This is a genomic window from Pseudarthrobacter sp. J47, from assembly GCF_049810315.1.
Lineage (GTDB): Bacteria > Actinomycetota > Actinomycetes > Actinomycetales > Micrococcaceae > Arthrobacter.
Genome location: NZ_CP187358.1, coordinates 1,893,227 through 1,918,044, shown reverse-complemented (window position 1 = coordinate 1,918,044; position 24,818 = coordinate 1,893,227). Strand labels below are relative to the sequence as shown.

At 64.4% G+C, this 24,818-nt stretch carries 22 protein-coding genes; 9 read left to right on the top strand and 13 right to left on the bottom strand.

Features of this window, described 5'->3' with window-relative positions; translation table 11 throughout:
- Positions 1 to 2: 2 nt before the first annotated feature.
- Complete coding sequence (gene sufB / locus ACPJW8_RS08675) at positions 3 to 1,466, bottom strand: Fe-S cluster assembly protein SufB (protein ID WP_330188768.1); 1,464 nt, start codon at positions 1,464 to 1,466, stop codon at positions 3 to 5.
- On the bottom strand, positions 1,466 to 2,308 hold the full coding sequence (locus tag ACPJW8_RS08670) for a helix-turn-helix transcriptional regulator (protein ID WP_425256443.1): 843 nt from the start codon (positions 2,306 to 2,308) through the stop codon (positions 1,466 to 1,468). The genes sufB and ACPJW8_RS08670 overlap by 1 nt, the downstream gene beginning before the upstream one ends.
- A gap of 105 nt (positions 2,309 to 2,413) precedes the next feature.
- Here ACPJW8_RS08670 and ACPJW8_RS08665 point away from each other — a divergent pair, with 105 nt between their 5' ends.
- From ACPJW8_RS08665 to ACPJW8_RS08655, 3 genes are read left to right on the top strand one after another with little or no spacing between them, the layout of a single operon-like run.
- Complete coding sequence (locus tag ACPJW8_RS08665) at positions 2,414 to 3,400, top strand: ABC transporter ATP-binding protein (RefSeq protein WP_330188767.1); 987 nt, start codon at positions 2,414 to 2,416, stop codon at positions 3,398 to 3,400.
- Complete coding sequence (locus ACPJW8_RS08660) at positions 3,397 to 4,152, top strand: ABC transporter permease (RefSeq protein ID WP_330188766.1); 756 nt, start codon at positions 3,397 to 3,399, stop codon at positions 4,150 to 4,152. Before ACPJW8_RS08665 ends, ACPJW8_RS08660 begins: the two co-directional genes overlap by 4 nt.
- A gap of 8 nt (positions 4,153 to 4,160) precedes the next feature.
- The gene (locus tag ACPJW8_RS08655; protein WP_330188765.1) at positions 4,161 to 5,105 is read left to right on the top strand and encodes a COX15/CtaA family protein; all 945 of its coding nucleotides are present in this window, start codon (positions 4,161 to 4,163) and stop codon (positions 5,103 to 5,105) included.
- Positions 5,106 to 5,209: 104 nt separating this feature from the next.
- Here ACPJW8_RS08655 and ACPJW8_RS08650 read toward each other — a convergent pair whose 3' ends face one another.
- Positions 5,210 to 6,187, bottom strand: a complete 978-nt coding sequence (locus tag ACPJW8_RS08650; protein WP_330188764.1) for a heme o synthase — start codon at positions 6,185 to 6,187, stop codon at positions 5,210 to 5,212.
- A 443-nt stretch (positions 6,188 to 6,630) separates the two neighbouring features.
- Here ACPJW8_RS08650 and tkt point away from each other — a divergent pair, with 443 nt between their 5' ends.
- Genes tkt through pgl form a run of 6 tightly spaced genes read left to right on the top strand, consistent with a single transcriptional unit; the run spans position 6,631 to position 14,840 of the window.
- On the top strand, positions 6,631 to 8,748 hold the full coding sequence (tkt, locus tag ACPJW8_RS08645) for a transketolase (protein ID WP_330188863.1): 2,118 nt from the start codon (positions 6,631 to 6,633) through the stop codon (positions 8,746 to 8,748).
- 23 nt (positions 8,749 to 8,771) lie between these two features.
- Positions 8,772 to 9,887 (top strand): transaldolase, encoded by a 1,116-nt coding sequence (gene tal / locus ACPJW8_RS08640; protein ID WP_330188763.1) that lies wholly within the window; start codon positions 8,772 to 8,774, stop codon positions 9,885 to 9,887.
- A gap of 6 nt (positions 9,888 to 9,893) precedes the next feature.
- Positions 9,894 to 11,519, top strand: coding sequence for a glucose-6-phosphate isomerase (locus tag ACPJW8_RS08635; protein WP_330188762.1), 1,626 nt, complete (start codon positions 9,894 to 9,896; stop codon positions 11,517 to 11,519).
- A 15-nt stretch (positions 11,520 to 11,534) separates the two neighbouring features.
- Entirely contained in the window at positions 11,535 to 13,094 is a 1,560-nt protein-coding gene (gene zwf / locus ACPJW8_RS08630) for a glucose-6-phosphate dehydrogenase (RefSeq protein ID WP_330188761.1), read from the top strand.
- Positions 13,091 to 14,032 carry a glucose-6-phosphate dehydrogenase assembly protein OpcA gene (locus tag ACPJW8_RS08625; RefSeq protein WP_330188760.1) on the top strand — a complete coding sequence of 314 codons (942 nt, stop codon included), beginning with the start codon at positions 13,091 to 13,093 and terminating at the stop codon, positions 14,030 to 14,032. Before zwf ends, ACPJW8_RS08625 begins: the two co-directional genes overlap by 4 nt.
- Positions 14,033 to 14,069: 37 nt before the next feature.
- Positions 14,070 to 14,840 (top strand): 6-phosphogluconolactonase, encoded by a 771-nt coding sequence (gene pgl, locus ACPJW8_RS08620; RefSeq protein ID WP_425256468.1) that lies wholly within the window; start codon positions 14,070 to 14,072, stop codon positions 14,838 to 14,840.
- Here pgl and ACPJW8_RS08615 read toward each other — a convergent pair.
- The 10 genes from ACPJW8_RS08615 to uvrC all read right to left on the bottom strand — a co-directional run bounded on the left by ACPJW8_RS08615 (position 14,793) and on the right by uvrC (position 24,802).
- Positions 14,793 to 15,152 carry an RNA polymerase-binding protein RbpA gene (locus ACPJW8_RS08615; protein WP_330188862.1) on the bottom strand — a complete coding sequence of 120 codons (360 nt, stop codon included), beginning with the start codon at positions 15,150 to 15,152 and terminating at the stop codon, positions 14,793 to 14,795. The two genes, pgl and ACPJW8_RS08615, sit on opposite strands and share 48 nt — an antisense overlap.
- 127 nt (positions 15,153 to 15,279) lie before the next feature.
- Positions 15,280 to 15,537 carry a preprotein translocase subunit SecG gene (secG, locus tag ACPJW8_RS08610; protein ID WP_330188758.1) on the bottom strand — a complete coding sequence of 86 codons (258 nt, stop codon included), beginning with the start codon at positions 15,535 to 15,537 and terminating at the stop codon, positions 15,280 to 15,282.
- Positions 15,538 to 15,576: 39 nt separating this feature from the next.
- Entirely contained in the window at positions 15,577 to 16,392 is an 816-nt protein-coding gene (tpiA, locus tag ACPJW8_RS08605; protein WP_330188757.1) for a triose-phosphate isomerase, read from the bottom strand.
- Between the two features lie 78 nt (positions 16,393 to 16,470).
- Complete coding sequence (locus ACPJW8_RS08600) at positions 16,471 to 17,697, bottom strand: phosphoglycerate kinase (RefSeq protein WP_330188756.1); 1,227 nt, start codon at positions 17,695 to 17,697, stop codon at positions 16,471 to 16,473.
- A gap of 9 nt (positions 17,698 to 17,706) precedes the next feature.
- The gene (gap, locus tag ACPJW8_RS08595; protein WP_330188755.1) at positions 17,707 to 18,717 is read right to left on the bottom strand and encodes a type I glyceraldehyde-3-phosphate dehydrogenase; all 1,011 of its coding nucleotides are present in this window, start codon (positions 18,715 to 18,717) and stop codon (positions 17,707 to 17,709) included.
- Positions 18,718 to 18,981: 264 nt separating this feature from the next.
- Positions 18,982 to 19,608: a superoxide dismutase gene (locus tag ACPJW8_RS08590; protein WP_330188754.1), complete on the bottom strand. Its 627-nt coding sequence runs from the start codon at positions 19,606 to 19,608 to the stop codon at positions 18,982 to 18,984.
- Positions 19,609 to 19,775: 167 nt separating this feature from the next.
- A complete protein-coding gene (gene whiA, locus ACPJW8_RS08585; RefSeq protein WP_330194248.1) occupies positions 19,776 to 20,756 on the bottom strand; it encodes a DNA-binding protein WhiA in 981 nt (326 codons plus the stop codon).
- Between the two features lie 9 nt (positions 20,757 to 20,765).
- Complete coding sequence (locus tag ACPJW8_RS08580; protein ID WP_330188752.1) at positions 20,766 to 21,782, bottom strand: uridine diphosphate-N-acetylglucosamine-binding protein YvcK; 1,017 nt, start codon at positions 21,780 to 21,782, stop codon at positions 20,766 to 20,768.
- Positions 21,782 to 22,705: an RNase adapter RapZ gene (gene rapZ, locus ACPJW8_RS08575; RefSeq protein ID WP_330194247.1), complete on the bottom strand. Its 924-nt coding sequence runs from the start codon at positions 22,703 to 22,705 to the stop codon at positions 21,782 to 21,784. The genes ACPJW8_RS08580 and rapZ overlap by 1 nt, the downstream gene beginning before the upstream one ends.
- A gap of 69 nt (positions 22,706 to 22,774) precedes the next feature.
- Entirely contained in the window at positions 22,775 to 24,802 is a 2,028-nt protein-coding gene (gene uvrC, locus ACPJW8_RS08570; RefSeq protein WP_330188750.1) for an excinuclease ABC subunit UvrC, read from the bottom strand.
- Positions 24,803 to 24,818: the final 16 nt, after the last annotated feature.

Sequence of the window (24,818 nt, the reverse complement as noted above, 5' to 3'; positions counted from 1 at the left end):
CGTTATCCGACGGACCCTTCCATCTGCAGTTCAATCAGGCGGTTCAGCTCAAGTGCGTATTCCATGGGGAGTTCGCGGGCAATCGGCTCGATGAAGCCGCGGACGATCATCGCCATGGCTTCGTCTTCGCGCATGCCGCGGGACATCAGGTAGAACAGCTGCTCTTCGCTGACCCGGGAAACGGTGGCCTCGTGCCCCATCACGACGTCGTCCTCGCGGATGTCGATGTAGGGGTAGGTGTCAGAGCGGCTGATGGTGTCCACCAGGAGCGCGTCACAGCGCACTGTGTTGGCCGAGTGCTTGGCACCTTCACGGACCTGGACCAGGCCGCGGTACGCTGCGCGTCCGCCGCCACGGGCCACGGACTTGGAGATGATGGAGCTCTTGGTGTTCGGAGCGATGTGCACCATCTTGGATCCGGTGTCCTGGTGCTGGCCGGCACCGGCAAACGCGATGGACAGGGTCTCGCCCTTGGCGTGCTCGCCCACGAGGTAGACGGCCGGGTACTTCATGGTCACCTTGGAACCGATGTTGCCATCGATCCACTCCATGGTGGCGCCTTCTTCGCAGATGGCACGCTTGGTCACCAGGTTGTAGACGTTGTTGGACCAGTTCTGGATGGTGGTGTAGCGGACGCGTGCGCCCTTCTTCACGATGATCTCCACCACTGCGGAGTGCAGGGAGTCGGAGGTGTAGATGGGAGCCGTGCAGCCTTCGATGTAGTGGACGTAGGAGTCCTCGTCCGCAATGATCAGCGTGCGCTCGAACTGGCCCATGTTCTCGGTGTTGATCCGGAAGTAGGCCTGCAGCGGGATCTCCACGTGGACGCCCTTGGGGACGTAGACGAAGGAGCCGCCAGACCATACAGCCGTGTTCAGCGAAGCGAACTTGTTGTCGCCAACCGGGATCACCGTGCCGAAGTACTCCTGGAAGATCTCCGGGTGTTCCTTCAGTGCGGTGTCGGTGTCCAGGAAGATGACACCCTGCTTCTCAAGGTCCTCGCGCAGCTGGTGGTAGACAACCTCGGACTCGTACTGGGCAGCGACACCTGAAACCAGGCGCTGCTTCTCGGCTTCGGGGATGCCGAGCTTGTCATACGTGTTCTTGATGTCCTCGGGAAGGTCATCCCAGGTGGTGGCCTGCTTCTCCGTGGACCGCACAAAGTACTTGATGTTGTCGAAGTCGATGCCGGACAGGTCCGCACCCCAGGTGGGCATGGGCTTGCGGTCGAAGTACTTCAGTCCCTTCAGGCGAAGATCCAGCATCCACTGGGGCTCGCTCTTCTTGGACGAGATATCGCGGACCACCTCGTCGCTGATACCGCGGCGGGCGTTGGCGCCGACGTCGTTCTTGTCAGCCCAGCCGTACTCGTAGGTGCCGATGCCATGGAGCTCGGGATTCTTCTCCAGAATCTCCGAGATCACGGTGTCTTCAGCTACCGGCTTCTCTGATAGTTGGTCCGTCATCACGGCCTTTCTTGCTGATGGTTGGATTCATTGCCCAGGACGGCGGGAACCGTGCCGGGAGCGTGGGGCTCCCGAACGGCAGGCCGGCCTGTTGGAATATGGGTGGTGCAGACATGGCCGCCACCGGCAAGGGTGGAAAGCCTGCGGACATCAACACCGACCAGCCGGGAAAACACTTCGGTTTCGGCTTCGCAGAACTCCGGGAACCGGGCGGCGAGGTGCTGGATGGGGCAGTGTCCCTGGCACAGCTGGACACTGGAGAAGGCCGCCGGCAAGGGTGCCTTTGCCTCCACCGACGCGGCGGAGGACACGTAGCCGTCACGGGTGAGTGCGGCAGACAGCGCGCGGGCGCGGGCGGTAATGTCATCGCCCGCCTGGTCGATTTCCGGCGCGTACCGGGTTTCCAGTTCGGCAAAACGCTCGACGGCGAAACGGCGTACCGCTTCTTCACCGGCAACACCTTGGAGCTGGCTCAGTGCTGACACAGCGATGTTGAGGTAGTCGTCCCCCAGCGAAGACTGGCCACGGGAGCTGAGCACATACCGGCGTGCCGGGCGTCCAGCCCCTGCTGCGCCGCGGGCTACCCGCTTGACCTCGATAATGCCGTTACGGGACAGGTGGTCAAGGTGGCGCCGGACCGCTGCGGGTGTAAAGCCCAGCATGTCGCCGAGTTCGGCTGCGCTCACTGGGCCATGCTCGAGGACGGCGCTGAGGACGCGGTCGCGCGTGCGTTCATCCGCTTCAGCTGCACTTGGCGCGGCAGAACGCATGGAACCGCGAAGGGCACCATTCGTCACTGGGCCGGCCGAGGGCACAGAAGTAGTCTTACTCACGGAATACACAACACAATCATGTCGTAATTTGTTCCAGTCCTCCAGTAAGGCAAGGCTGACCTCTGATGCCCACCGGAACCGACCCGCTGCTACTACATCGCGTAGAATGCTGGGGTGCGATCCCCCAACTCCCCTGTCCTGGCCATTGATGGCCTCATTAAGGACGTCGGCCCCCTGGCCGCCATGGACGGCAAGATGCTGCGGGTTGTCAGTGACGTATCTTTGACTGCCTATCCCGGCCAGGTCACTGCCCTGCTGGGGACCAATGGCGCGGGCAAGACCACCACCATAGAATGCGCCCAGGGATTGCAACAGCGCAGCGGCGGACAAATCTCACTCCTGGGCGCGGACCCGGCAACAGCGGGTGCGGCGCTGAGGTCCCGCGTGGGCGTGATGCTCCAGGACGGTGGCCTCCCGCCGTCGGCCCGCCCCATTCCGCTGCTGAAGCATATTGCCGGCATGTACCGCGATCCCCTGCCAGTGGCCGGACTGGTGGAACGGCTGGGCATCGAGTCCTTCAGCCGGACCACCGTACGAAGGCTGTCCGGCGGGCAGAAGCAACGCCTGGCGTTGGCCGCCGCACTCATTGGCAATCCCGAGGTCCTGTTCCTGGACGAGCCAAGCGCCGGGCTGGACCCGCAGTCCCGGCAGCTGGTCTTTGACTACATTGCCGAACTCCGCGATGCGGGCAAGGGAATCATCCTCACCACCCACTTGATGGACGATGCCCAGCGGCTGGCCGATTACGTCTACATCATCGACGGCGGACGCAACGTTGCCGAAGGGACCGTCAGCGAGCTCCTCCAGCACGGCGGCAGCGCCAAAACCCACGACGACGGCATCCGGACGTTGTACTTCGAGGCGCTGCCGGGGATAGCGTTCGACGGCGTCCTGCCGGACGTAATCGATGTCCGCGAAACCCGTGCAGGCAGTTACAGCGCCACGGGCCACCTCACTCCTGCGCACCTTTCCACGCTGGCCTCCTTCTGGGAGAGCAAGGACATTATGCCCGTATCGATGAGCCTCCAGGCCCGCAGCCTGGAAGACGTGTTCCTCGACGTTTCAGCCAAAGAGATTCCAGCCAAGGATGATGCCCGGTGACAGCAACGATCCAGGAACCGGCACCCCTGCTGCGCCGCATCCTCCTCCAGGGCAAGTACGAGGCCCGGACCATGCTCAGCAACGGCGAACAGCTTATCCTGGCCGTGTTCCTTCCCCTGCTGGCACTGGTGGGACTGGTGGTTACTCCCCTCCTTGACGGGCTGGGAAGTTCACGCGTCAACATCGCGGTACCCGGCATCCTTGCCCTCTGTGCCATGTCCACGGCGTTCACCGGCCAGGGCATCGCCACCGGCTTTGACCGCAGGTACGGCGTGCTCCGTTTCCTGTCCACCACACCGCTTGGCCGGGCGGGCCTGATCGCGGGCAAGGCCCTGGCGGTCCTGGCTGTCCTGGTCATCCAAACGGTGGTAGTCACAGCAGTTGCCCTTCCCCTGGACTGGCAGCCGAATCCCGGTGGAATCCTGACCGGTGCGCTGCTCCTCATCCTGGGCGCGGCGGCATTCACCGCATTGGGCCTGCTGGTTGCCGGTACCGCACGGCCGGAGGCCACCCTTGCCGTGACCAACCTGCTGTGGATTGTCCTGGGCGCCCTGGGTGGCATCGTCATCCCCGGCGAACGGCTGCCCGCCGGCATCCAGGCCGTTGTCCCCTACCTTCCCTCAGGTGCGCTCGGCGATGCCCTAAGGGATGCTTTTATTGCCGGAACGTTCAACGGACCGGCGGCCCTGATCCTGCTGCTGTGGACAGTCATTGCCGGAGCAGCAGCCATTCGTTGGTTCAAGTGGAATTGAGAACACCAGTGAGCACCGCATCACGCCTTCCCCAACTCGCCCGCAAGGTGACATCGCGCCTGCCAACCACCGTGAACTCCGCGGTGCGCCGGTTGTCCATCCTGTCGTTGGCCGGCCAGGTCACGCTGATCGTCACCGGCGGAGCCGTCAGGCTCACGTCTTCCGGCCTGGGGTGCCCCACCTGGCCGCGGTGCACCGAAACATCGCTGGTGAACACTCCCGAGATGGGCATCCACGGCTTCATCGAGTTCGGCAACCGGCTCCTGACATTCGTGCTGGCAGCCATCGCCGCACTGATGCTTGTGTACTTGTGGAACCTGCGCAAGGAACGCAAGGACATGTTCTTCCTCGCCCTCGGCCTGCTGGCCAGCATTCCCGCCCAGGCGGTAATCGGCGGCATTACAGTCTGGACCAACCTCAACCCCTGGGTTGTAGGCATGCACTTCCTGGTCTCCATGGCACTGGTGGTATTCGCCACCTTGCTGGTCAACCGGGCGCACGGGCGGACGGGCCGTTTTATGGCCACAGCCCATCCCGCACTGCCCGGAGTCCTGCGTCCCCTGATGACTGCCGTGGCAGCCAGTGCGGCAGCCGCCGTCGTACTCGGTGTTGTGGTGACCGGCTCCGGGCCGCACGCAGGGGACGCCGACGCACCCCGCAACGGACTGGACTGGGACTTCGTCTCCCACCTGCACGCCGTACCGGCGTACCTGGTAACCGCAGGCACTCTCTTTGCCCTGTACGTGGTCCTCAGGAACCGGATTTCCGGGCCGTTCCGTACCGCCGTCCTGCTGTTGATGGGCATCACGCTCCTGCAGGGCGTCATCGGCTTCACGCAGTACTACAACGGCGTCCCCGCCCTCCTGGTGGGCGCACACATGCTGGCAGCCGCACTGCTGATGGGTGCCGCCACGAACGCCGCCGACCTGGCGCGTTACAGCCCGGTGAAGTAAGCTCTGCCGCCCGGAAACGGCGGCTGCCTGAATAAGGAAATGGCCTGGTGCTTCGGATATCCGAAGCACCAGGCCATTTCTATAACTGCTGCTCTGTGTAGCCCCTAGCCCGCCACGAGTGCCGAACCCACAAACGGGTCCACGGCCAGTGCGATGAAGAGCAGGGTGAGGTAGCTGATGGAACCGTGGAAGACCTTCATGGCCCGCTTGTCAGAAATGTCCTCACGCTGCGCCCGGCCGTACAGTGCGTGGGATTCGTAGAGGAACCAGGCGCCCGCCACGACAGCCACAACGGTGTAGACCCAGCCCGCGCCGCCGGCCGGGATCATGAGAAGCGAGCACGCCACCATGGCCCACGCGTAAAGCACCACCTGGACGGAGACCACCTTGGCACCGGCAATGGCACCGAGCATGGGAACGTTGGCGTTGCGGTAGTCCTCGCCGTAGCGCATGGACAGCGGCCAGTAGTGCGGCGGGGTCCACAGGAAGATCACCATAAAGAGGATGATGGCCGGCCATTCCACCGTATTGGTTACGGCCGCCCAAGCGATCAGGACCGGGAAGCAGCCTGCGGCTCCGCCCCAGACAATGTTCTGGGCGGTGCGGCGCTTGAGGATGATCGTGTAAATGACCACGTAGAAGAAGATGGCGCCCAGGCCCAGCCAGGCGGAGAGCGGATTGGCGCCGAACCACAGAATGGCAATGGCTGCCGCCCCGAGCAGTGATGCGAAGACGAGCGCTTCGCGGGGGGTGACCTCGCCGGTGACCAGGGGACGCTTCTCGGTCCTGTGCATCAGTTTGTCGATATCGCGGTCGATGTAGCAGTTGAAGGCACCGGCGCTTCCGGCGGCGAACGCGCCACCTACCAGGGTGGCCAGGATCAGGCCGATGGAGGGGAAGCCGCGTTCGGCATAGATCATGGTGGGCAGTGTGCTCACCAGAAGGAGTTCAATAACCCGTGGCTTGGTCAGGGCCAGATACGCCTTGGCCTTCCGCCCCAGTCCGGACCGGCTCCACCCGCTCTTCCCCGTTACCGGTGAGACGTTCAGCGGGGTATCGGTAGTGCTCACGGTCGCAGTCACCTGTTCTCTGTTGCATTTTTGGTGCGTTCCTGGGGGGCGTTCTTTACACGCCAACCCCCAATATCATAACGTGCGGCCGCAGCCGCGGTTCACGTCAATACCCTTGGGTGATCACAGCAGCAATGCTTCGCGCACATTAACTCAACCTCACATGGCGTGCGCCTCGCGGTTATTCATATAAGGCAAAATTGGGTCCACTCTGTGAGATATGCGCTGACCGAACTGTGGAATCGGGCTAAGCTGTGAACTGATCAGCGCACGTGGCAGGAAGCGCGGGAAACCGCATTCCAATCTTGCCCGCCGAGGCGGCTGAATGATAGATCAACGTTTCAATGGTGGACGGCTGGTACACATCGCGGCAGGCACCATTTTCGTGCCTTGTTTCCGGGCTGTGATTACTGAACGCCGTCAGCACAGAGAGGGGCCCGGTTTTCGTGCCACATTTGGAAGAGCAAGAACTGTCATGGACCAGCTTGGACCAGCGCGCAGTGGACACCGTCCGCGTCCTCGCTGCGGATGCAGTGGAGAAGGTCGGCAACGGCCACCCCGGAACCGCGATGAGTCTGGCGCCCGCCGCATACCTTCTCTTCCAGAAGCTGATGCGGCATGACCCCCGGAACCCGGACTGGATCGGCCGCGACCGTTTTGTCCTCTCCCCCGGCCACACCTCCCTCACGCTGTACATCCAGCTGTTCCTCTCCGGCTACGGCCTGGAGCTGAAGGACCTTGAGGCACTGCGGACGTGGGGTTCGCTGACTCCCGGCCACCCGGAGTACAAGCACACCGCAGGTGTGGAAATCACCACCGGCCCGCTGGGCCAGGGCCTGGCCTCCTCGGTTGGCTTCGCGTACTCACAGCGCCGCCAGCGCGGACTGTTCGACGCCGATGCTCCCGCCGGCGAGAGCCCGTTCGACCACACCATCTGGGTCATCGCCTCCGACGGCGACCTCCAGGAAGGCGTTACCTCCGAGGCTTCGTCCCTCGCCGGCCACCAGGAACTGGGCAACCTGGTTGTTATCTACGATGAGAACCACATTTCCATCGAGGACGACACCGACATCGCCTTCACCGAAGACGTCCTGAAGCGCTACGAGTCCTACGGCTGGCACACCCAGCGGGTTGACTGGACCAAGACCGGCGAATACGTCGAAGACGTCCAGGAGCTCTACTCAGCACTGCTGGCCGCCAAGGCCGAGACCTCCAAGCCGTCCATCATCTCGCTGCGGACCATCATTGGCTACCCGGCACCGAAGAAGCAGAACACCGGCAAGATCCACGGCTCGGCCCTGGGTGCTGAGGAAGTCGCCGGCCTGAAGGAAGTACTGGGCTTTGACCCGGCCAAGTCCTTCGAGGTGGACCAGGAAGTCCTGGCCCACGCCCGCTCCGTGGTGGACCGCGGGGCCGCTGCCCGCAAGGAATGGGAAGAGTCCTTCAACGCCTGGCAGGCCGCCAACCCCGAGGGCGCAGCCCTGCTGGCCCGTGTTGAGGCACGCGAACTGCCCGAGGGCCTGGACGCTGCCCTGCCCGTCTTCGAAGCAGGCAAGGACGTCTCCACCCGTGCAGCTTCGGGCAAGGTCCTGAACGCCATCGGCCCGGTCATGCCCGAACTCTGGGGCGGCTCCGCTGACCTCGCCGAGTCCAACAACACCACGATCGAGGGCTCGCCGTCGTTCATCCCGGCCTCACGTTCCACTGACGCCTGGTCCGGCAACCCCTACGGCCGGGTGCTGCACTTCGGTATCCGTGAGCACGCCGCCGCGTCGATCGTCAACGGCATCAGCCTGCACGGCCGCACGCGGGCGTTCTCCGGCACGTTCCTGATCTTCAGCGACTACCAGCGCCCGGCCATCCGCCTCGGCGCCCTCATGGGCGTCCCGTCCCTGTACGTCTGGACCCACGACTCCATTGGCCTTGGCGAAGACGGCCCCACCCACCAGCCCGTGGAGCAGCTCGCCTCGCTGCGCGCGATCATCGGCCTGGACGTTGTCCGCCCGGGCGACGCGAACGAGGTCGCCGCGGCGTGGAAGACCATGCTGGCCAACCACGAAAACCCGGCCGGCATTGTGCTGACCCGCCAGAACATTCCCACGTACGCCCGCGGCGAAGGCCTTGCCGACGGCGATACTTTCGGGTCCGTTGATGGTGTGGCCAAGGGCGGCTACGTCCTTGCCGAGGCATCCAAGGAAGGCGCCACCGTCCCGGCGGACGTCATCCTGATCGCCACCGGTTCCGAGGTCCAGCTCGCCGTCCAGGCCCGCGAAGCGCTCCAGGCCGAAGGCATCGCAGCCCGCGTTGTCTCCATGCCGTGCGTTGAGTGGTTCAGGAAGCAGGACGCCGCCTACCAGGAATCCGTTCTTCCGGCAGGCGTCAAGGCCCGCGTTTCGGTGGAAGCCGGACTGTCCCTTGGCTGGCGCGAATTCGTCGGCGACGCCGGCCGTTCCGTTTCCCTCGAGCACTACGGCGCATCCGCCGACTACAAGCGTCTGTTCACGGAGTTCGGTATCACGGCAGAAGCAGTTGCCGCCGCTGCCAAGGACTCCCTCGCCGGCCTCTCGGCCTGAAACACACCACAGGAGATAACACCATGACTACTCCCACCCAGCAGCTCTCCGACGCCGGAGTCTCCATCTGGCTCGATGACCTTTCCCGCGGACGCCTGGATACTGGCACCCTGCAGAAGCTGATCGACGAAAAGAACGTCGTTGGCGTCACCACCAACCCCTCGATCTTCCACGCCGCCATCACGGCCGGTACGGACTACGACGCCCTGATCGCCGAAAAGGCCCAGGCAGGCGCCAGCGTCGAGGAGACCATCTTCGAGATCACCACCACCGACGTCGCGGATGCCTGCGACCTCTTCGCACCGGTGGCGGCAGCCACCAACGGCGTTGATGGCCGCGTGTCCATCGAAGTTGATCCCCGCCTCGCCTGGGACACCGCCGGCACCATCGCCGAAGCCAAGCACCTGTACAAGAAGGTCAACAAGGACAACGTCCTGATCAAGATCCCCGCAACCCTTGAGGGCCTCGAGGCCATCACGGCAACCCTCGCGGCAGGCATCAGCGTCAACGTCACCCTGATCTTCTCGCTGGAACGCTACCGCGCAGTCATCAACGCGTTCCAGACCGGCCTGGAGCAGGCCAAGGAAAACGGCCACGACCTCTCCAAGCTGCACTCAGTCGCGTCCTTCTTCGTCTCCCGCGTTGACTCCGAAATCGACAAGCGCCTGGATGCCATCGGCACGGACGAGGCCAAGGCACTCAAGGGCAAGGCTGCACTGGCCAACGCCCGCCTGGCCTACCAGGTCTACGAGGAACTGTTCTCCACCGAACGCTGGGCACTCCTGGCCGAGGCCGGCGCCCTGCCGCAGCGCCCACTGTGGGCCTCCACCGGCGTGAAGGACCCGGCATACCCGGACACCCTGTACGTCACCGAACTCGTTGCTCCCGGCGTCGTCAACACCATGCCGGAGAAAACCCTGGACGCGACGTTTGACCACGGCGTCGTCACCGGTGACACCGTCACCGGCACCTACGCGGATGCCAACGCCACCCTGGACGCCCTGGAACGCCTCGGTGTTTCCTACAACGACGTCGTCGCGGTCCTCGAGACCGAAGGCCTGGACAAGTTCGTGGCCAGCTGGAAGGAACTGCTGGCCGACGTCGAAGGCGCACTCTCCTCCGCACGGAAGGCTTCCTGACCCACCATGACAACTCTCAGCTTCCACGCCACCGGAGCCGCAGCACAGGCTCTTGAACAGCACCTTCCGGACCTGGTCAGCGACCGCATTGCCACCCGCATCTTCGCCAAGGACCACACCCTGTGGGGTCCCGACGCCGAAGCCGAGTCGGCAATCCGGCTCGGCTGGGTGGAGGCGGCCTCCGTCTCCCAGGCACTGGTAGGCAGCATCCTGGAACTGCGTGATGCCCTCCGGGCCGAAGGTGTCACCCGTATTGTCCTGTGTGGCATGGGTGGTTCCTCTCTGGCTCCCGAGGTCATCGCCGGCACCGCTGGCGTGGAGCTGACCGTCCTGGACAGCACGGACCCGGACCAGGTCAGCGACGCCCTCGCGGACCGCCTGGGCGAAACCGCCATTGTGGTTTCCTCCAAGTCCGGGTCCACGCTGGAAACCGACTCCCAGCGCCGGATCTTCGAGCAGGCCTTCGAGGAGGCCGGCGTCGATGCCAAGAGCCGGATCATCATCGTCACCGATCCCGGGTCCCCTCTGGACAAGGCCTCCCGCGAGGCTGGCTACCGTGCGGTCTTCAACGCCGACCCCAACGTCGGTGGGCGCTACTCAGCGCTGACCGCGTTTGGCCTGGTCCCCTCGGGACTGGCCGGTGTAGACATCCAGGCATTCCTGGACGAGGCCGAGGAAGCCGCGGAGCTCCTCAACGACGACGCCCCCGAAAACATCGGCCTCCGCCTGGGCGCTGCCCTGGGCGGAACCAGCCCGCTCCGCAACAAGATCGTCATCGCTGAAGACGGCTCGGGCATTGTTGGCTTCGCCGACTGGGCCGAACAGCTGATCGCCGAATCAACCGGCAAGCTGGGCACCGGTATCCTGCCCGTTGTAGCAGGCCCCTCCTCGCCTGAGGTAGCAGGCGGCGCCGCGGACGTCCTGGCTGTGCGGCTGGTGGCTGCGGATGCCGACGTCGAGCTCCGGGACAACGAAGCCGCCATCGCGGGGGGCCTTGCCACCCAGATGATGGTGTGGGAGTTCGCCACCGCCGTCGCCGGACGTCTCCTGGGAATCAACCCCTTCGACCAGCCGGACGTGGAGGCAGCCAAGGTTGCCGCCCGTGGCCTGCTGGACGCACAGCCGGAGCCCACTCCGGCAGCGTTCACTGATGACGCCATCGAGGTCCGCGGCGGTGACTGGCTGGGCAGTGCCTCTACGGCGGCGGATGCCGTACGCGCCCTGCTGGGTGAACTTGCCCCGGACAGCTACCTTAGCGTCCAGGCCTACTTCGACAGGATCGCCTTTGCATCCCTCGAAGATGTCCGGGACCAGCTGGCCCAGGCCAGCGGCCGTCCTGTCACCTTCGGCTGGGGTCCGCGCTTCCTGCATTCCACCGGCCAGTTCCACAAGGGAGGACCCGCCATTGGCGTGTTCCTCCAAATCACCGCAGAACCGTCACGGGATCTTGCCATTCCGGAACGGCCCTTCACCTTCGGTGAGCTGATTTCAGCCCAGGCCGCAGGCGACGCACAGGTTCTGGCCGGCCACGGACGCCCCGTGCTGCGCCTTCACCTGACGGACCGCGCTGCGGGCACCGAGCAGTTCCGGAAGATCGTGGCGGAATTCGCCGCATCAGCCCCTGAGAGCTAAGGCAACCACAACACCATGCCAGAAACTGAAAACGGCAGGAAATCCCTGTCCCGGAGCCGAAATCCCCTCCGGGATCCCCGGGACCGACGGCTGAACCGCATTGCGGGCCCCTCGTCGCTGGTGCTCTTCGGAGTAACCGGCGACCTCGCCCGCAAGAAGCTCATGCCGGCTGTCTACGACCTTGCCAACCGTGGCCTCTTGCCGCCCAGCTTCGCGCTGGTGGGCTTCGGCCGACGCCCCTGGACTGACCAGGACTTCGCCGCCGAGGTCAAGGCTTCGGTGAAGTCCTTTGCCCGCACGCCGTTCGACGAAGCCGTCTGGAACCAGCTGTCCGAGGGCATCAGGTTCGTCCAGGGCGAATTTGACGACGACGATGCCTTCGAGCGCCTGGGCGACACCATCGCCGCTCTTGACGAGCAGCGTGGAACCCGCGGCAACCATGCTTTTTACCTGTCCATTCCGCCCAAGGCCTTTGAGCAGGTCTGCCGACAGCTTTCGAAGCACGGACTGGCGCAGGCTGAAAGCGGTAAATGGCGGCGCGTTGTTATTGAGAAGCCGTTCGGCCATGACCTCGAATCCGCGCGCCAGCTCAACGACATCGTGGAGTCGGTCTTCCCGCAGGACGCTGTCTTCCGGATCGACCACTACCTGGGCAAGGAAACGGTCCAGAACATCCTGGCCCTGCGCTTCGCCAACCAGCTGTTCGAGCCGCTCTGGAACGCCAACTATGTTGACCACGTCCAGATCACCATGGCGGAGGACATCGGTACGGGCGGCCGTGCCGGGTACTACGACGGCGTGGGCGCTGCCCGCGACGTCATCCAGAACCACCTGCTGCAGTTGCTTGCGTTGACGGCCATGGAGGAGCCGATCTCCTTCAACGCCGACGACCTGCGGGCGGAGAAGGAAAAGGTCCTGGCTGCGGTACGGCTGCCAGAGGACCTGTCCACGCACTCGGCGCGGGGGCAGTTTGCCGGGGGCTGGCAGGGTGGCGAACAGGTGCAGGGTTACCTCGAGGAAGAAGGCATTCCTGCCGATTCCAAGACAGAGACCTACGCCGCGGTCCGCCTGGACATCCACACCCGTCGTTGGTCAGGCGTGCCGTTCTACCTGCGGGCCGGCAAGCGCCTGGGCCGCCGCGTGACGGAAATCGCCGTGGTCTTCAAACGCGCTCCCAACCTGTTGTTCCGGGACCACGGTGAGGACGACTTCGGCCAGAACGCCGTGGTCATCAGGGTCCAGCCGGACGAGGGCGTGACAATCCGGTTTGGCTCGAAGGTCCCGGGCACGCAGATGGAAGTCCGCGATGTCACCATGGACTTCGGCTACGGACACTCCTTCACCGAATCCTCGCCTGAAGCCTACGAACGCCTCATCCTGGATGTCCTGCTGGGCGAGCCACCGCTCTTCCCGCGGCACCAGGAAGTGGAGCTGTCCTGGAAGATCCTGGATCCGTTCGAAGAGTACTGGGCCAGCCTGGACGAACAACCGGAACCGTACGCACCCGGCAGCTGGGGCCCAGCCTCCGCCGACGAACTCCTGTCCCGCGACGGGCGAACCTGGAGAAGGCCATGATCGTAGATCTTCCTGATACAACAACATCCAAGATTTCCAAGAAGATCACGTCCCTGCGCGAGCAGGGTGGCGTGATCGCACTGGGCCGGGTCCTGACGCTGGTTGTCGTGACGAAGTCCGGGCTGGAAGAGGAAGCGATCGAGGCGGCCAACGAGGCCAGCCGCGAACACCCCTGCCGCATCATCGTGCTGGCCGACGCCGGAGCTTCCGAACCGACCCGCCTGGACGCCCAGATCCGCGTTGGCGGTGACGCCGGAGCATCAGAGGTGATTGTGCTCCGCGGCTACGGCGAGCTGGCCGAGGAAAGCGAGTCCCTGGTTGCTGCGCTGCTCCTCCCGGACGCTCCGATCGTTGCCTGGTGGTCCCACTGTGCGCCTAAGAATGCCTGCGATACCTCCATTGGCAGGATCGCGCACCGCCGGATCACGGATTCAGCCAATGAAGCCGATCCGCAGGCCGCCCTGGAGAACATCCAGAAGACCTACAAGGCCGGCGACACCGACCTTGCCTGGACCCGACTGACCAACTGGCGTATCCAGCTGGCAGCGGTACTGGACCAGGTGGACCCCGCTCCAGTGACGGCCGTTGCCGTTGAAGGAGCTTCGGATTCACCGAGCACCATCCTCCTTGCCGCCTGGCTCACGCTGGCGCTGGATGCGCCGGTGACCATTGTTGCCGATCCGGCCGGGACGGGAATCCGGCGGGTCCGGCTGACGCGTTCCAGTGGTGACGTTCAGCTGTTCCGTCCGGGCCTTTCCGTTGCCGAACTCACCCAGCCTGGCCAGCCCGCCCAGCGTATTACGCTTCCCCGGCGCAGCCTCCGCGACTGCCTGGCAGAGGAGCTTCGGCGCCTGGACCCGGACGAGGTCTTCGGCGAAGTGATTACTATGGGACTTCCACGTACCAACCTAAGGAGCGTCCGTCCCAGTGAGCGTTGAGCCCCGCGTCAGCATCCATCCTGATTCCTCCGTACTGATGGCCGCGATCGCGGCGCGACTCATCACCAAACTTGTAGACGTCCAGGACAAATACGGCTCCGCAACGGTTGTGCTCACAGGCGGAACAGTGGGCATCGGATCACTCAAGGCTGTAGCGTCCTCCGCAGCGGCCCCGGCGGTGGACTGGTCGAAGGTCAATTTCTGGTGGGGAGACGAGCGCTTTGTGGCCTCGGACAGCCCCGACCGTAACGCGGTCCAGGCGTACGATGCACTGCTTTCGCACATTCCCGTTGATCCGTCGCGGGTCCACCAGGCAGGTTCCAGCGACCACTTCGCAACACCGGAAGAGGCTGCGGCTGATTACGCTAAGCAGCTACGTGAGGCAGCTGCTGCCGAGCACGCTGCGGACATGTCCGAGGACCGGCCGGAGGAGCCAGGGCCACTCCCCCGGTTCGACGTTGTGCTGTTGGGCGTAGGACCTGACGCACACGTCGCTTCGCTGTTCCCCGAGCAGGCCGGCATCCGGGAAAAGGAGCTTCCGGTGGTGGGCGTGCGGAACTCGCCCAAGCCGCCACCCGAGCGGGTCTCCTTGACCCTCCCGGCGATCAACACTGCCTCTGAGGTGTGGATGGTGGTAGCCGGCGAAGACAAGGCCGGCGCCGTAGGGCTCGCCCTGGCGGGTGCCAACCCCGTCCAGGTACCCGCTGCAGGGCCCTCCGGCACCTCGAGGACCCTGTGGCTCATTGACGGAAACGCGGCCTCACGGGTCCCGGCTCAGCTGGTCCGGAAGGATTTTTCCGGCGCGTAGCCTTTCCAGCGCTCCGGCCAGGACAGCTTCGGCGTCCTGGCCGGAGCGTCGCTCTTTAACGTATTCAAGGTGGCTCTTGTAGCCGTCATCGGTCTGCTCCGCGGGATCGACCCCCGCCCCGTCCCGGGCGGCAGGATGTCCGCAGTGGCGGCAGTCCCACAGGGCGGGAACCTGCTCGTCCGGAAGCTTAAGAAAAACAAGCCGCGTCTCGTGGCCCTGGTCGCACCAGTAGGACACACGCATACGCGGCAGGTTCACACCCTGTGAGTGGTCGGATTCATTTCTTGGTCCGGTACCTTCATTAACACCCACGCGGGTGCCCCGGAACCCTGAAGCGGCATGTACCACGGAGACTCCTGGCTGCTCGACTGGCGGCTTAACTGACTGTGGCTGTTGGACAAGCCAACAGCCACAGTCTAATGCGCAGTAAGGTCCGGCGTCAGGAGTCTCCGGCCCCGGAGAACTTCATGACCAGGCCAAGGGCAATGATGACCAGGCCCCAGGTAACTCCGAGAATGATCGTGAAGCGGTTGAGGTTGCGCTCAGCCACCCCCGAGGAGCTCAGGCCCGAACTCATGCCTCCGCCAAACATGTCAGAGAGGCCCCCGCCGCGGCCCTTATGCAGCAGGATCAGCAGGGTCAGCAGGAGACTGGTGATACCCAGGATGATCTGCAGGATGACATGAAGAACGTCCACGACGGCCTTTCCAAAGTTGGGATGACGGGAGCCGGCTGGTCACTTAGCGGTGAGGTGGCTCTCGAACCTGACAATATTAGCAAACTCCGCAGGGTCGAGGCTGGCGCCGCCCACCAACACGCCGTCAACGTCACGTTCGCCGAGGATGGCTGCGACGTTGCTGGCCTTGACCGAGCCACCGTAGAGCAACCGGATCTTTGCTGCCGCATCGTCACCGAACAGGGTAGCCAGTTCGGCGCGGAGGGCCGCGCACATCTCCTGGGCGTCTTCGGGGCCTGCAACTTCACCCGTGCCGATGGCCCAGACGGGCTCATAGGCCACCACCAGCGTGGCCGCCTGCTCAGCCGAAAGACCCTCGACATCGGCGCGCAGCTGGTTCAGCGTGTGCTCCACGTGGGTGCCTGCCTGGCGGATTTCCAGGCCTTCACCGACGCACAGGACAGGCGTGATGCCATGGCTGAACGCCGCCTTGGTCTTGGCGTTCAGGACCTCGTCGGATTCGTTGTGTATGGTCCGGCGCTCACTGTGGCCTACGAGGACGTAGGTGCAGCCCAGCTTGGCCAGGAACTGCCCGGAGATATCGCCGGTATAGGCGCCCGAATCGAACTGGGAGAGGTCCTGGCCGCCGTACACGATGTCCAGTTCGTCACCCTGCACCAGGGTCTGCACACCGCGCAGGTCCGTGAACGGGGGGAAGACTGCCACCTCAACACGGCTGTAGTCGTGCTTGGCATCGCTGAGGGTCCAGGCGAGCTTCTGCAGGAGGGTGATGCCCTGGACATGGTCCATGTTCATCTTCCAGTTGCCCGCAATCAGCGGTTTACGGTCGAAAGTGCCGTTCGTTGACGTCGTCACGTTTTCTCCAAAGATGTGTGGAATGAAGAGGCCGGCGGGCACCGCAACAACCGTTGCTGCGCCCGCCGGCCTGTCTTGCTAGCGGTCCAGGACGCTCAGTCCCGGCAGTTCCTTACCTTCAAGGTATTCGAGGCTGGCACCGCCGCCGGTGGAAATATGGCCGAACTGTGCATCGTCGAAGCCCAGGGTGCGCACTGCTGCAGCGGAATCGCCGCCGCCCACCACGGTGAACGCTTCAGATTCGGTGAGCGCCTTGGCGATGGCACGGGTGCCACCGGCAAAGGCCTCGAACTCGAAGACGCCCATGGGGCCGTTCCAGAACACCGTCCTGGCTGCCTTGATCCGGTCCGCGAATTCCGCGGCGGACTTCGGGCCGATGTCCAGGCCGATGCCGTTGGCTCCGAAGCTGCTGTCCTCGATGGACTCGGCGCCGACTGTCTCGTGGGCAGCGTCGGCAGCGAACTTCTCAGCGACGACGACGTCGGACGGGATCACAAACCCGGTACCGGCGTCTGCTGCGCGCTTCAGGTAGTCCTGGACGACGGGGATCTGGTCAGCTTCCAGGAGGCTGGACGCCACCTTGTGGCCCTGGGCCGCCAGGAAGGTGAACAACATGCCGCCGCCCACCAGGATGGTGTCTGCCTTGCCGATGAGGTTGTCGATGACCGCGAGCTTGTCAGAGACCTTCGAGCCACCGAGGACCACCACGTAGGGCCGCTGGGTGTCAGCGGTAAGCTTCCGCAGCACCTCGACCTCCGTGTGGACGAGGTCGCCCAGGTAGGACGGAAGCCGGGTGGCGACGTCATAGACACTTGCGTGCTTGCGGTGCACGGCACCGAAGGCGTCGTCCACGAACGCACCGTTGCCGGCCGTCAGGCCCACCAGTTCATCAGCGAAGGCGCCACGTTCGGCGTCGTCCTTGCTGGTCTCCCGGGGATCGAAACGCACGTTTTCGAGGACCAGCACTTCGCCGTCCTTGAGCCCGGCGGACAGTTCCTTCGCCGACGGGCCGACGGTGTCCCCCGCGAGGGTGACCGGGAAGCCGGCCAGCTCGGCCAGCCGGGCCGCAGCCGGCTTGAGGGAGTACTTGTCCTCAGGGGCGCCCTTGGGGCGGCCAAGGTGGGCGGTGACGAGTACACGCGCACCGGCGTCCGTGAGCTTTTCCAGCACTGGCAGCGAGGCGCGGATGCGGCCGTCGTCAGTGACGGTAGAGCCGTCGAGCGGCACATTCAGGTCACTTCGGACCAGAATGTACCGCCCACGGACACCTTCAGCGATCAGTTCGTTGAGGGTGTGAGAAGTCATGGACCAACCCTAACCCAGCTTGGATGCAACAAGCTCGGTCAGGTCGACCAGTCGGTTGGAGTAGCCCCACTCGTTGTCATACCAGGAAACAACCTTGACCTGGTTGCCGATGACCTTGGTCAGGCCGGAGTCGAAGATGGACGACGCCGGGTCCCCCACGATGTCAGAGGACACGACGGGCTCATCCGTGTAGGTCAGGAAGCCCTGGAGTTCCTCGGACTCGGAAGCACGCTTAAGGGCGGCGTTGACTTCCTCAACGGTGGTCTCGCGGGAAACCGTCACGGTGAGGTCCGTAGCCGAGCCGGTGGGCACGGGAACGCGGATGGCGTAGCCGTCCAGCTTGCCCTTGAGCTCCGGCAGGACCAGGCCGATTGCCTTGGCCGCACCGGTGGACGTGGGAACCATGTTGATGGCTGCGGCGCGTGCACGGCGGAGGTCGTTGTGCGGGCCGTCCTGCAGGTTCTGGTCTGCGGTGTAGGCGTGGACGGTGGTCATCAGGCCACGTTCGATGCCGAATTCATCATTGACTACCTTGGCCAGCGGGCCGAGGCAGTTGGTGGTGCATGAGGCATTGGAGATGATGTGGTGCGTGGCGTTGTCGTACAGGTTGTGGTTCACGCCCATCACGATGGTGATGTCTTCATCCGACGCCGGAGCGGAGATGAGGACCTTCTTGGCACCGGCGTCGATGTGCTTCTGCGCGGCGGCAGCCTTGGTGAAGAAACCGGTGGATTCGATGACGATGTCCACGCCCAGCTCGCCCCAGGGAAGGTTCGCGGGATCGCGCTCTGCGAGTACCTTGATGACGTTGCCGTCAACGATGATGTTGCCGTCTTTTACCTCGATGGTCTCCTTGAGGCGGCCGCCTACGGAGTCGTACTTGAAGAGGTGGGCCAGGGCTTCCGGGCTGGTGAGGTCGTTTACAGCGACGATCTCGAGGTCTGCACCCTGGGCGAGTGCAGCGCGGAAGTAGTTGCGGCCAATGCGGCCGAAGCCATTAATACCAATACGGGTCGTCACTTGTTCAGTCTCCTTGGTGCTCTTGCAAGCACACCTAGTTGAGTCGGGCATTCAAAGCCAACTAACAGATCCCGCACGCCATTGGGCAGAGATGATTTCAGATCGGAGGGCGACCAGCCACATTGCTGAAGGCTAACCGCCTTCCGTGATCTATCTTACGTTTAAGAACCTCCGCCCCCGCAAGTGCGGGGGCGGAGAGTCCGGATCCCGGTCAAATTCGCAGTGAATGTGACCTTTGTTACAGGCAGATGACGAGCGCCTGCGCTAGGAGAGCGTGATCAGGCCGCTGGCGTTGGTGCGTGCACCCTCGAAGCGCTTGGCCACATCTGCCCAGTTGACGATGTTCCAGAAGGCCTTGACGTAGTCAGCCTTGACGTTGACGTAGTCCAGGTAGAAGGCGTGCTCCCACATGTCCAGCATAAGCAGCGGGGTGGTGCCGACTGCCACGTTGCCCTGCTGGTCGTAGAGCTGCTCGATGACCAGGTTGCCACCGATGGGCTCGTAGGCCAGGAATGCCCAGCCGGAGCCCTGCAGGGCGAGTGCAGCGGCGGTGAACTGTGCACGAAAGGCATCGAAGGAGCCGAAGGCGTCATCGATCGCGGCTGCGAGCTCACCTTCAGGCTTGTCGCCGCCATCCGGGGAAAGGTTGTTCCAGAAAACCGAGTGGTTGACGTGGCCACCTGTGTGGAACGCCAGGTCCTTGGAGAGGCGGTTGATGTTGGCGAAGTCGCCCTTCTCGCGGGCTTCGGCAAGCTGCGCCAGGGCGTTGTTGGCGCCGGCAACATAGGCCGCGTGGTGCTTGCTGTGGTGCAGCTCCATGATGCGCGCAGAAATGTGCGGCTCCAGCGCTGCGTAGTCGTAGCTGAGTTCGGGCAGAACGTACTCGGTCACAAAATCCTCCAATGTCGTGGACAGTTTGTCCGGTTGGTAACTCTCGGATTGTGCATCCGGATGGCAGTGCATCCGGAAATATAGGGGCGGTCACAGGCCCTGTGCGGCATAACCACCAGCGTCCGGCAGGTATTTCCTGCCGCCTGTTCTCGATTCTAGGATGCCGGCTAGTCGTCCAGCATTTCGGGTGTCACATTGGCATCGGTGCCGGGTATTCCCAGGTCGATGGCACGTTTGTCCGCCATTGCCAGGAGCCGGCGGATACGGCCCGCAATGGCGTCCTTGGTCATAATCGGTTCGGCCAGCCGGCCAAGTTCATCGAGGCTGGCCTGCTTGTGCGCCACGCGCAGTTCCCCGGCATATTTCAGGTGGTCCGGGACGTCGTCGCCAAGAATCTCCAGGGCGCGTTCCACACGCGCGCCCGCAGCTACGGCTGCCTGGGCGGAGCGGCGCAGGTTGGCGTCGTCGAAATTGGCCAGCCGGTTCGCCGTGGCGCGTACTTCCTTGCGCATCCGGCGTTCCTCCCAGACCATCAGGGCGTCATGGGCACCCATCCTGGTGAGGAGCTCCGCGATGGTGTCGCCATCGCGGATCACCACGCGGTCCACTCCCCTGACCTCGCGTGCCTTCGCCTGGATGCCAAGTCGCCGGGCAGCACCCACCAGGGCAAGCGCCGATTCCGGACCAGGGCACGTGACCTCCATGGCCGAGGACCGGCCGGGCTCGGTCAGGGAACCGTGGGCCAGGAAGGCACCGCGCCAGACGGCCTCGGCGTCGGCAGCCGAGCCGTTAACGACGGCGGACGGCAACCCACGGACCGGACGGCCACGGCCATCAAGCAGTCCGGTCTGGCGGGCCAGGGCCTCGCCGTCGCGGACGACGCGCACCAGGTAGCGGTTCCCGCGGCGCAGCCCGCCGCCGGAAACCACGATGATTTCGCTTTGGTGTCCGTACACCTCAGCGATCGCTGCCCGCAGCCTGCGCGCTGTTGACGCAAGGTCCACTTCCGCTTCAATCACGATCCGGCCCGAAATGATGTGGAGCCCGCCGGCAAATCGGAGCATGGCGGAGACTTCGGCTTTGCGCACCGATGATTTTTTGATGTCCAGCCGGGAAAGCTCTTCCTTGACCGATGATGTCAGTGCCATGGCACCTTCCTAACTGTTCCCGAAAATATCGTGGTACGCCGTGGCCAGCCGCAACGGGTCATGGACCGGCCGCCGCCCCGCGGCCCCAACTCTACCCAAGACCACCTCTGCCCCGATCATTCCGGCCGCCTTCTCGAATTCCGCGCGGTCAGGGACCGAGGCAGGATCCGCCAGGACGACGTCGACACTGAAGTCGGGTGCGTAGCTCCGCAGTGCGTAGAGGTGGTCAGCTGCGGTCATGCCACTGGTTTCCCGGGTGTCAGTGGCCAGGTTCATGGTGAGGCAGCGCTTGGCAGGGGTATCGCACAGGGCCTGCCGCATCTCCGGCAGCAGCAGGTGCGGGAGGACGGAGGTGTACCAGGAGCCAGGGCCCAGCACCACCCAGTCCGCGAGTTCGATCGCTGTGAGCGCCTCGATGCACGCCGGGGCGGCCTCCGGTACCAGCCTGACCCGTTCCAGGGAACCAGCTACGGCGCACCGGGCCTGGCCGCGGATGGTCTGCAGGGCCCACTCGCCATCCGGTCCCGTCACCCGGATATCGCCCTCGATGGTCAGCGGCACGGTGGACATGGGCAGGACCTGTCCCCTCGCTCCCAGGAGTGCGCCCGCCCATTTGAGGCCGTCCACGGCGTCCCCAAGAAGCTCCCAGAGGGTCACGATCAGGAGGTTGCCCATGGCGTGCTCGTCCAGGGATCCGGACTTGCCGTTGGCCGAACGGAACCTGTGCTGCATCACGTCACGCCAGGTGCGGCCCCAGTCGGTGTCGTCGCACAGCGCGGACAGCGCCATGCGGAGGTCCCCGGGCGGCAGGACGCCGTACTCCTCGCGCAGACGCCCGGAAGAGCCGCCGTCGTCCGCCACGGTGACAACCGCCGTCAGTTCGGAGGTGAGCAGCCGCAACGCGGACAACGACGCCGACAACCCGTGCCCGCCGCCGAGGGCAACAACGGTGGGGCCTTTGGACTGCTGGCTGCTGGTGGACTTTGCGGGCGGAACGAGGGGCAGGGGCCCGGTCAGCATTCCCATTATTCCCGGCCCAGGTCCCGGTGCGTGGTGGTCACTGTGACGCGGGGGTACTGCGCCAGGCGTTTGGACAGCTCGGCGGCAACGGCAACAGAGCGGTGCTTTCCGCCGGTGCACCCCACGGCAATCGTGGCGTAGTGCTTGTTTTCACGGCGGTAGCCATCCAGCACAGGCTCCAGGGCGTGCACGTACCGGTCCACGAACTCGGTCACTCCCTTGGCTTCCAGGACGTAGTCGCTGACTGGCTTGTCCAGGCCAGTGTGCGGGCGCAGCTGCGGTACCCAGTGCGGGTTGGGAATGAACCGGACGTCGGCGACGTAATTGGCATCCACCGGAAGCCCGTACTTGAATCCAAAGCTCATGACGTTCAGCCGCAGGGCCACCGGGCCTGAATCGCTGAACAGTTCGGTGATGGCGGTGGCCAGGCCGTGGACGTTGAGGCTGGAGGTATCAAGCACCAGGTCAGAGGAGTCCCGGAGTTCCTTGAGGAGATCGCGTTCGGCCGCGATCCCGTCCAGTATCCGGCCACCGCCCTGCAGGGGGTGTGGCCGGCGACCCTGCTCAAAGCGGCGGACCAGGAAGTCATCCTTGGCATCAAGGAACAGGACCCGGAACTTAACGCCGCTCGCTTCCAGTGCACCCAGGGCCGCGCGGATATCCGCGAACAGGCCCTTGCTCCGGACATCCATAACAACTGCGAGCCTGGGAATGGACTGGGGCGCGTGAGAGACCAGCTCCGCCAGCGTGCCGAGCATCTGCGGCGGCAGGTTTTCCACCACGTACCAGCCGTGGTCCTCCAGTGCATCGGCAGCAGTGCTCCGTCCGGCCCCGGACATTCCCGTGACCACCAGCAGTTCGGATTCGAGGGGCTTGACGGGCGTGAGTTCGCCCTGCCCGGCTCCGGAAGCCGCCGTCGTCTCTGCCATTAATCCAGCTCCGTATCTGCAATGCCTGTACGGCTTGACGCATGTTGCGCAGGCCCGTTCTTACCCTAGCTAAGATTCGATGATTTCGCCGGTAGTCATGTTCACGGCGGGCGCCGGGGCCAGGCCCTCATCCGCCAGGTGGCCGGCAATGGATGCTGCCAGGGCGGGACCAACCCCGCGGACCTGCGTGAGGTCTTCCACCGTGGCCGCACGGATGGCTTTGGTGGAGCCGAAGTGGTCCAGCAGCGCCTTCCGTTTGGAAGCGCCCAGGCCAGGTACCCCGTCAAGGACCGAAACTGTCATCGCCTTGCCGCGCTTCTGCCGGTGGAAGGTGATGGCAAAGCGGTGCGCTTCGTCACGGATCCGCTGCAGGAGGTACAGCCCCTGCGAGCTCCGTGGCAGGATGACCGGGAAGTCGCTGTCCGGCAGCCAGACTTCCTCCAGGCGTTTGGCCAGGCCCACCACATACACGTCCTCAATGCCCAGCTCCGCAAGCGCCCGGGCCGCTGCGTTGACCTGGGGTTTGCCGCCGTCCACCACCACCAGGTTGGGCGGGTAGGCGAACCTCGCCCGCGGGGCGGGCATGCCGGAATCAGGAAGTTGGCCGGCCTGACCGTCCTGTTTGTCCTGCTGACCGTCCTGTTTATCCTGCTTATCCTGCTTATCCCGCTTTTCCTGCTTATCCCGCTTTTCCTGCTTGTCCTGCAAGTAGTGGCGGAAACGCCGGGTCAGGACGTCATGCATGGCAGCCGTGTCATCTGCCGCGGCTTCCCCTGTCACGGAGAACTTCCGGTAGTCGGACTTCTTGGGCAGGCCGTCCTCGACCACCACCATGGAGGCAACCACGTTGGTTCCCTGCACATGGGAGATGTCAAAGCACTCGATCCGCAACAGCGCCACGGGGAGATCCAGGGCTTCCTGGAGTTCCTGCAGGGCCTGGGACCGCACCGTCAGGTCCCCCGCACGTCGGGTCTTGTGCAGCTTCAGGGCATGCTCGGCGTTGTCCCGGACTGTGCCGAGGAGCGCAGCCTTGTCGCCCCGTTGCGGCACCCTGATGTCCACCCGGGCGCCACGAAGCCCGCCCAGCCACACGGCGAGCTCTGCGCTGTTGCTGGGCATCACCGGGACCAGGACTTCGCGGGGAAGCCTGCCGTGTTTACCGTCGTCCTCGCCGTAGACCTGCTGGAGAAGATGCTCGACGAGCTCCGGAGTTGTGGAGTCCTCCACTTTTTCCACTACCCAGCCGCGCTGGCCCCGGACCCTTCCCCCACGCACGTGGAATACCTGGACAGCTGCTTCGAGGTCGTCCTCGTGCAGGGCAAAGATATCTGCGTCGGTGTCTTCGGCGAGCACCACCGCGTTGCGTTCAAAGACCTTGCGGAGGGCGCTGATGTCGTCCCGGATGCGCGCGGCGCGCTCATAATCCAGCTCGGCCACGGCGGCCGCCATTTCTTTTTCAAGGCGGGAAATGAAGCGTTTGGCCTCGCCGCCCATAAAGGCGGCAAAGTCCTCGGCCAGTGCGCGGTGGTCCTCGGGCGAAATCCGCCCCACACAGGGTGCCGAGCATTTATCGATGTAGCCAAGCAGACACGGCCGTCCGCTGGACTGCGCCCGGCGGAATACCCCGGCGCTGCAGCTCCTGACCGGGAAAACGCGGAGCAGCGTGTCCATGGTTTCCCGGATGGCCCCGGCGGTGTAGGGCCCGAAGTAGCGGGTGCCTTTCCGGCGGTCCCCGCGCATGACCTGGACGCGGGGAAACTTTTCGGCCATGGTCAGGGCAAGGTAGGGGTAGGTCTTGTCATCCCGGAACACCACGTTGAACCGCGGCGTGAATTCCTTGATCCAGGTGAACTCAAGCTGCAGGGACTCAAGCTCGCTGCCCACCACCGTCCATTCGACGCTGCTGGCCGCGTGGACCATGGCATGCGTCTTAGGCAGCAGCCCGGCGGGGTTGGCGAAGTAGCTGTTCAGGCGCGAGCGGAGGTTCTTTGCCTTGCCCACGTAGATGACCCGGCCGTGTGCGTCGCGGAACCGGTAGACCCCGGGATTGGTAGGGATCTCGCCCGTCTGGGGGCGGTAACTTGCTGGGTCTGCCACGGTTCCAGTCTACTGA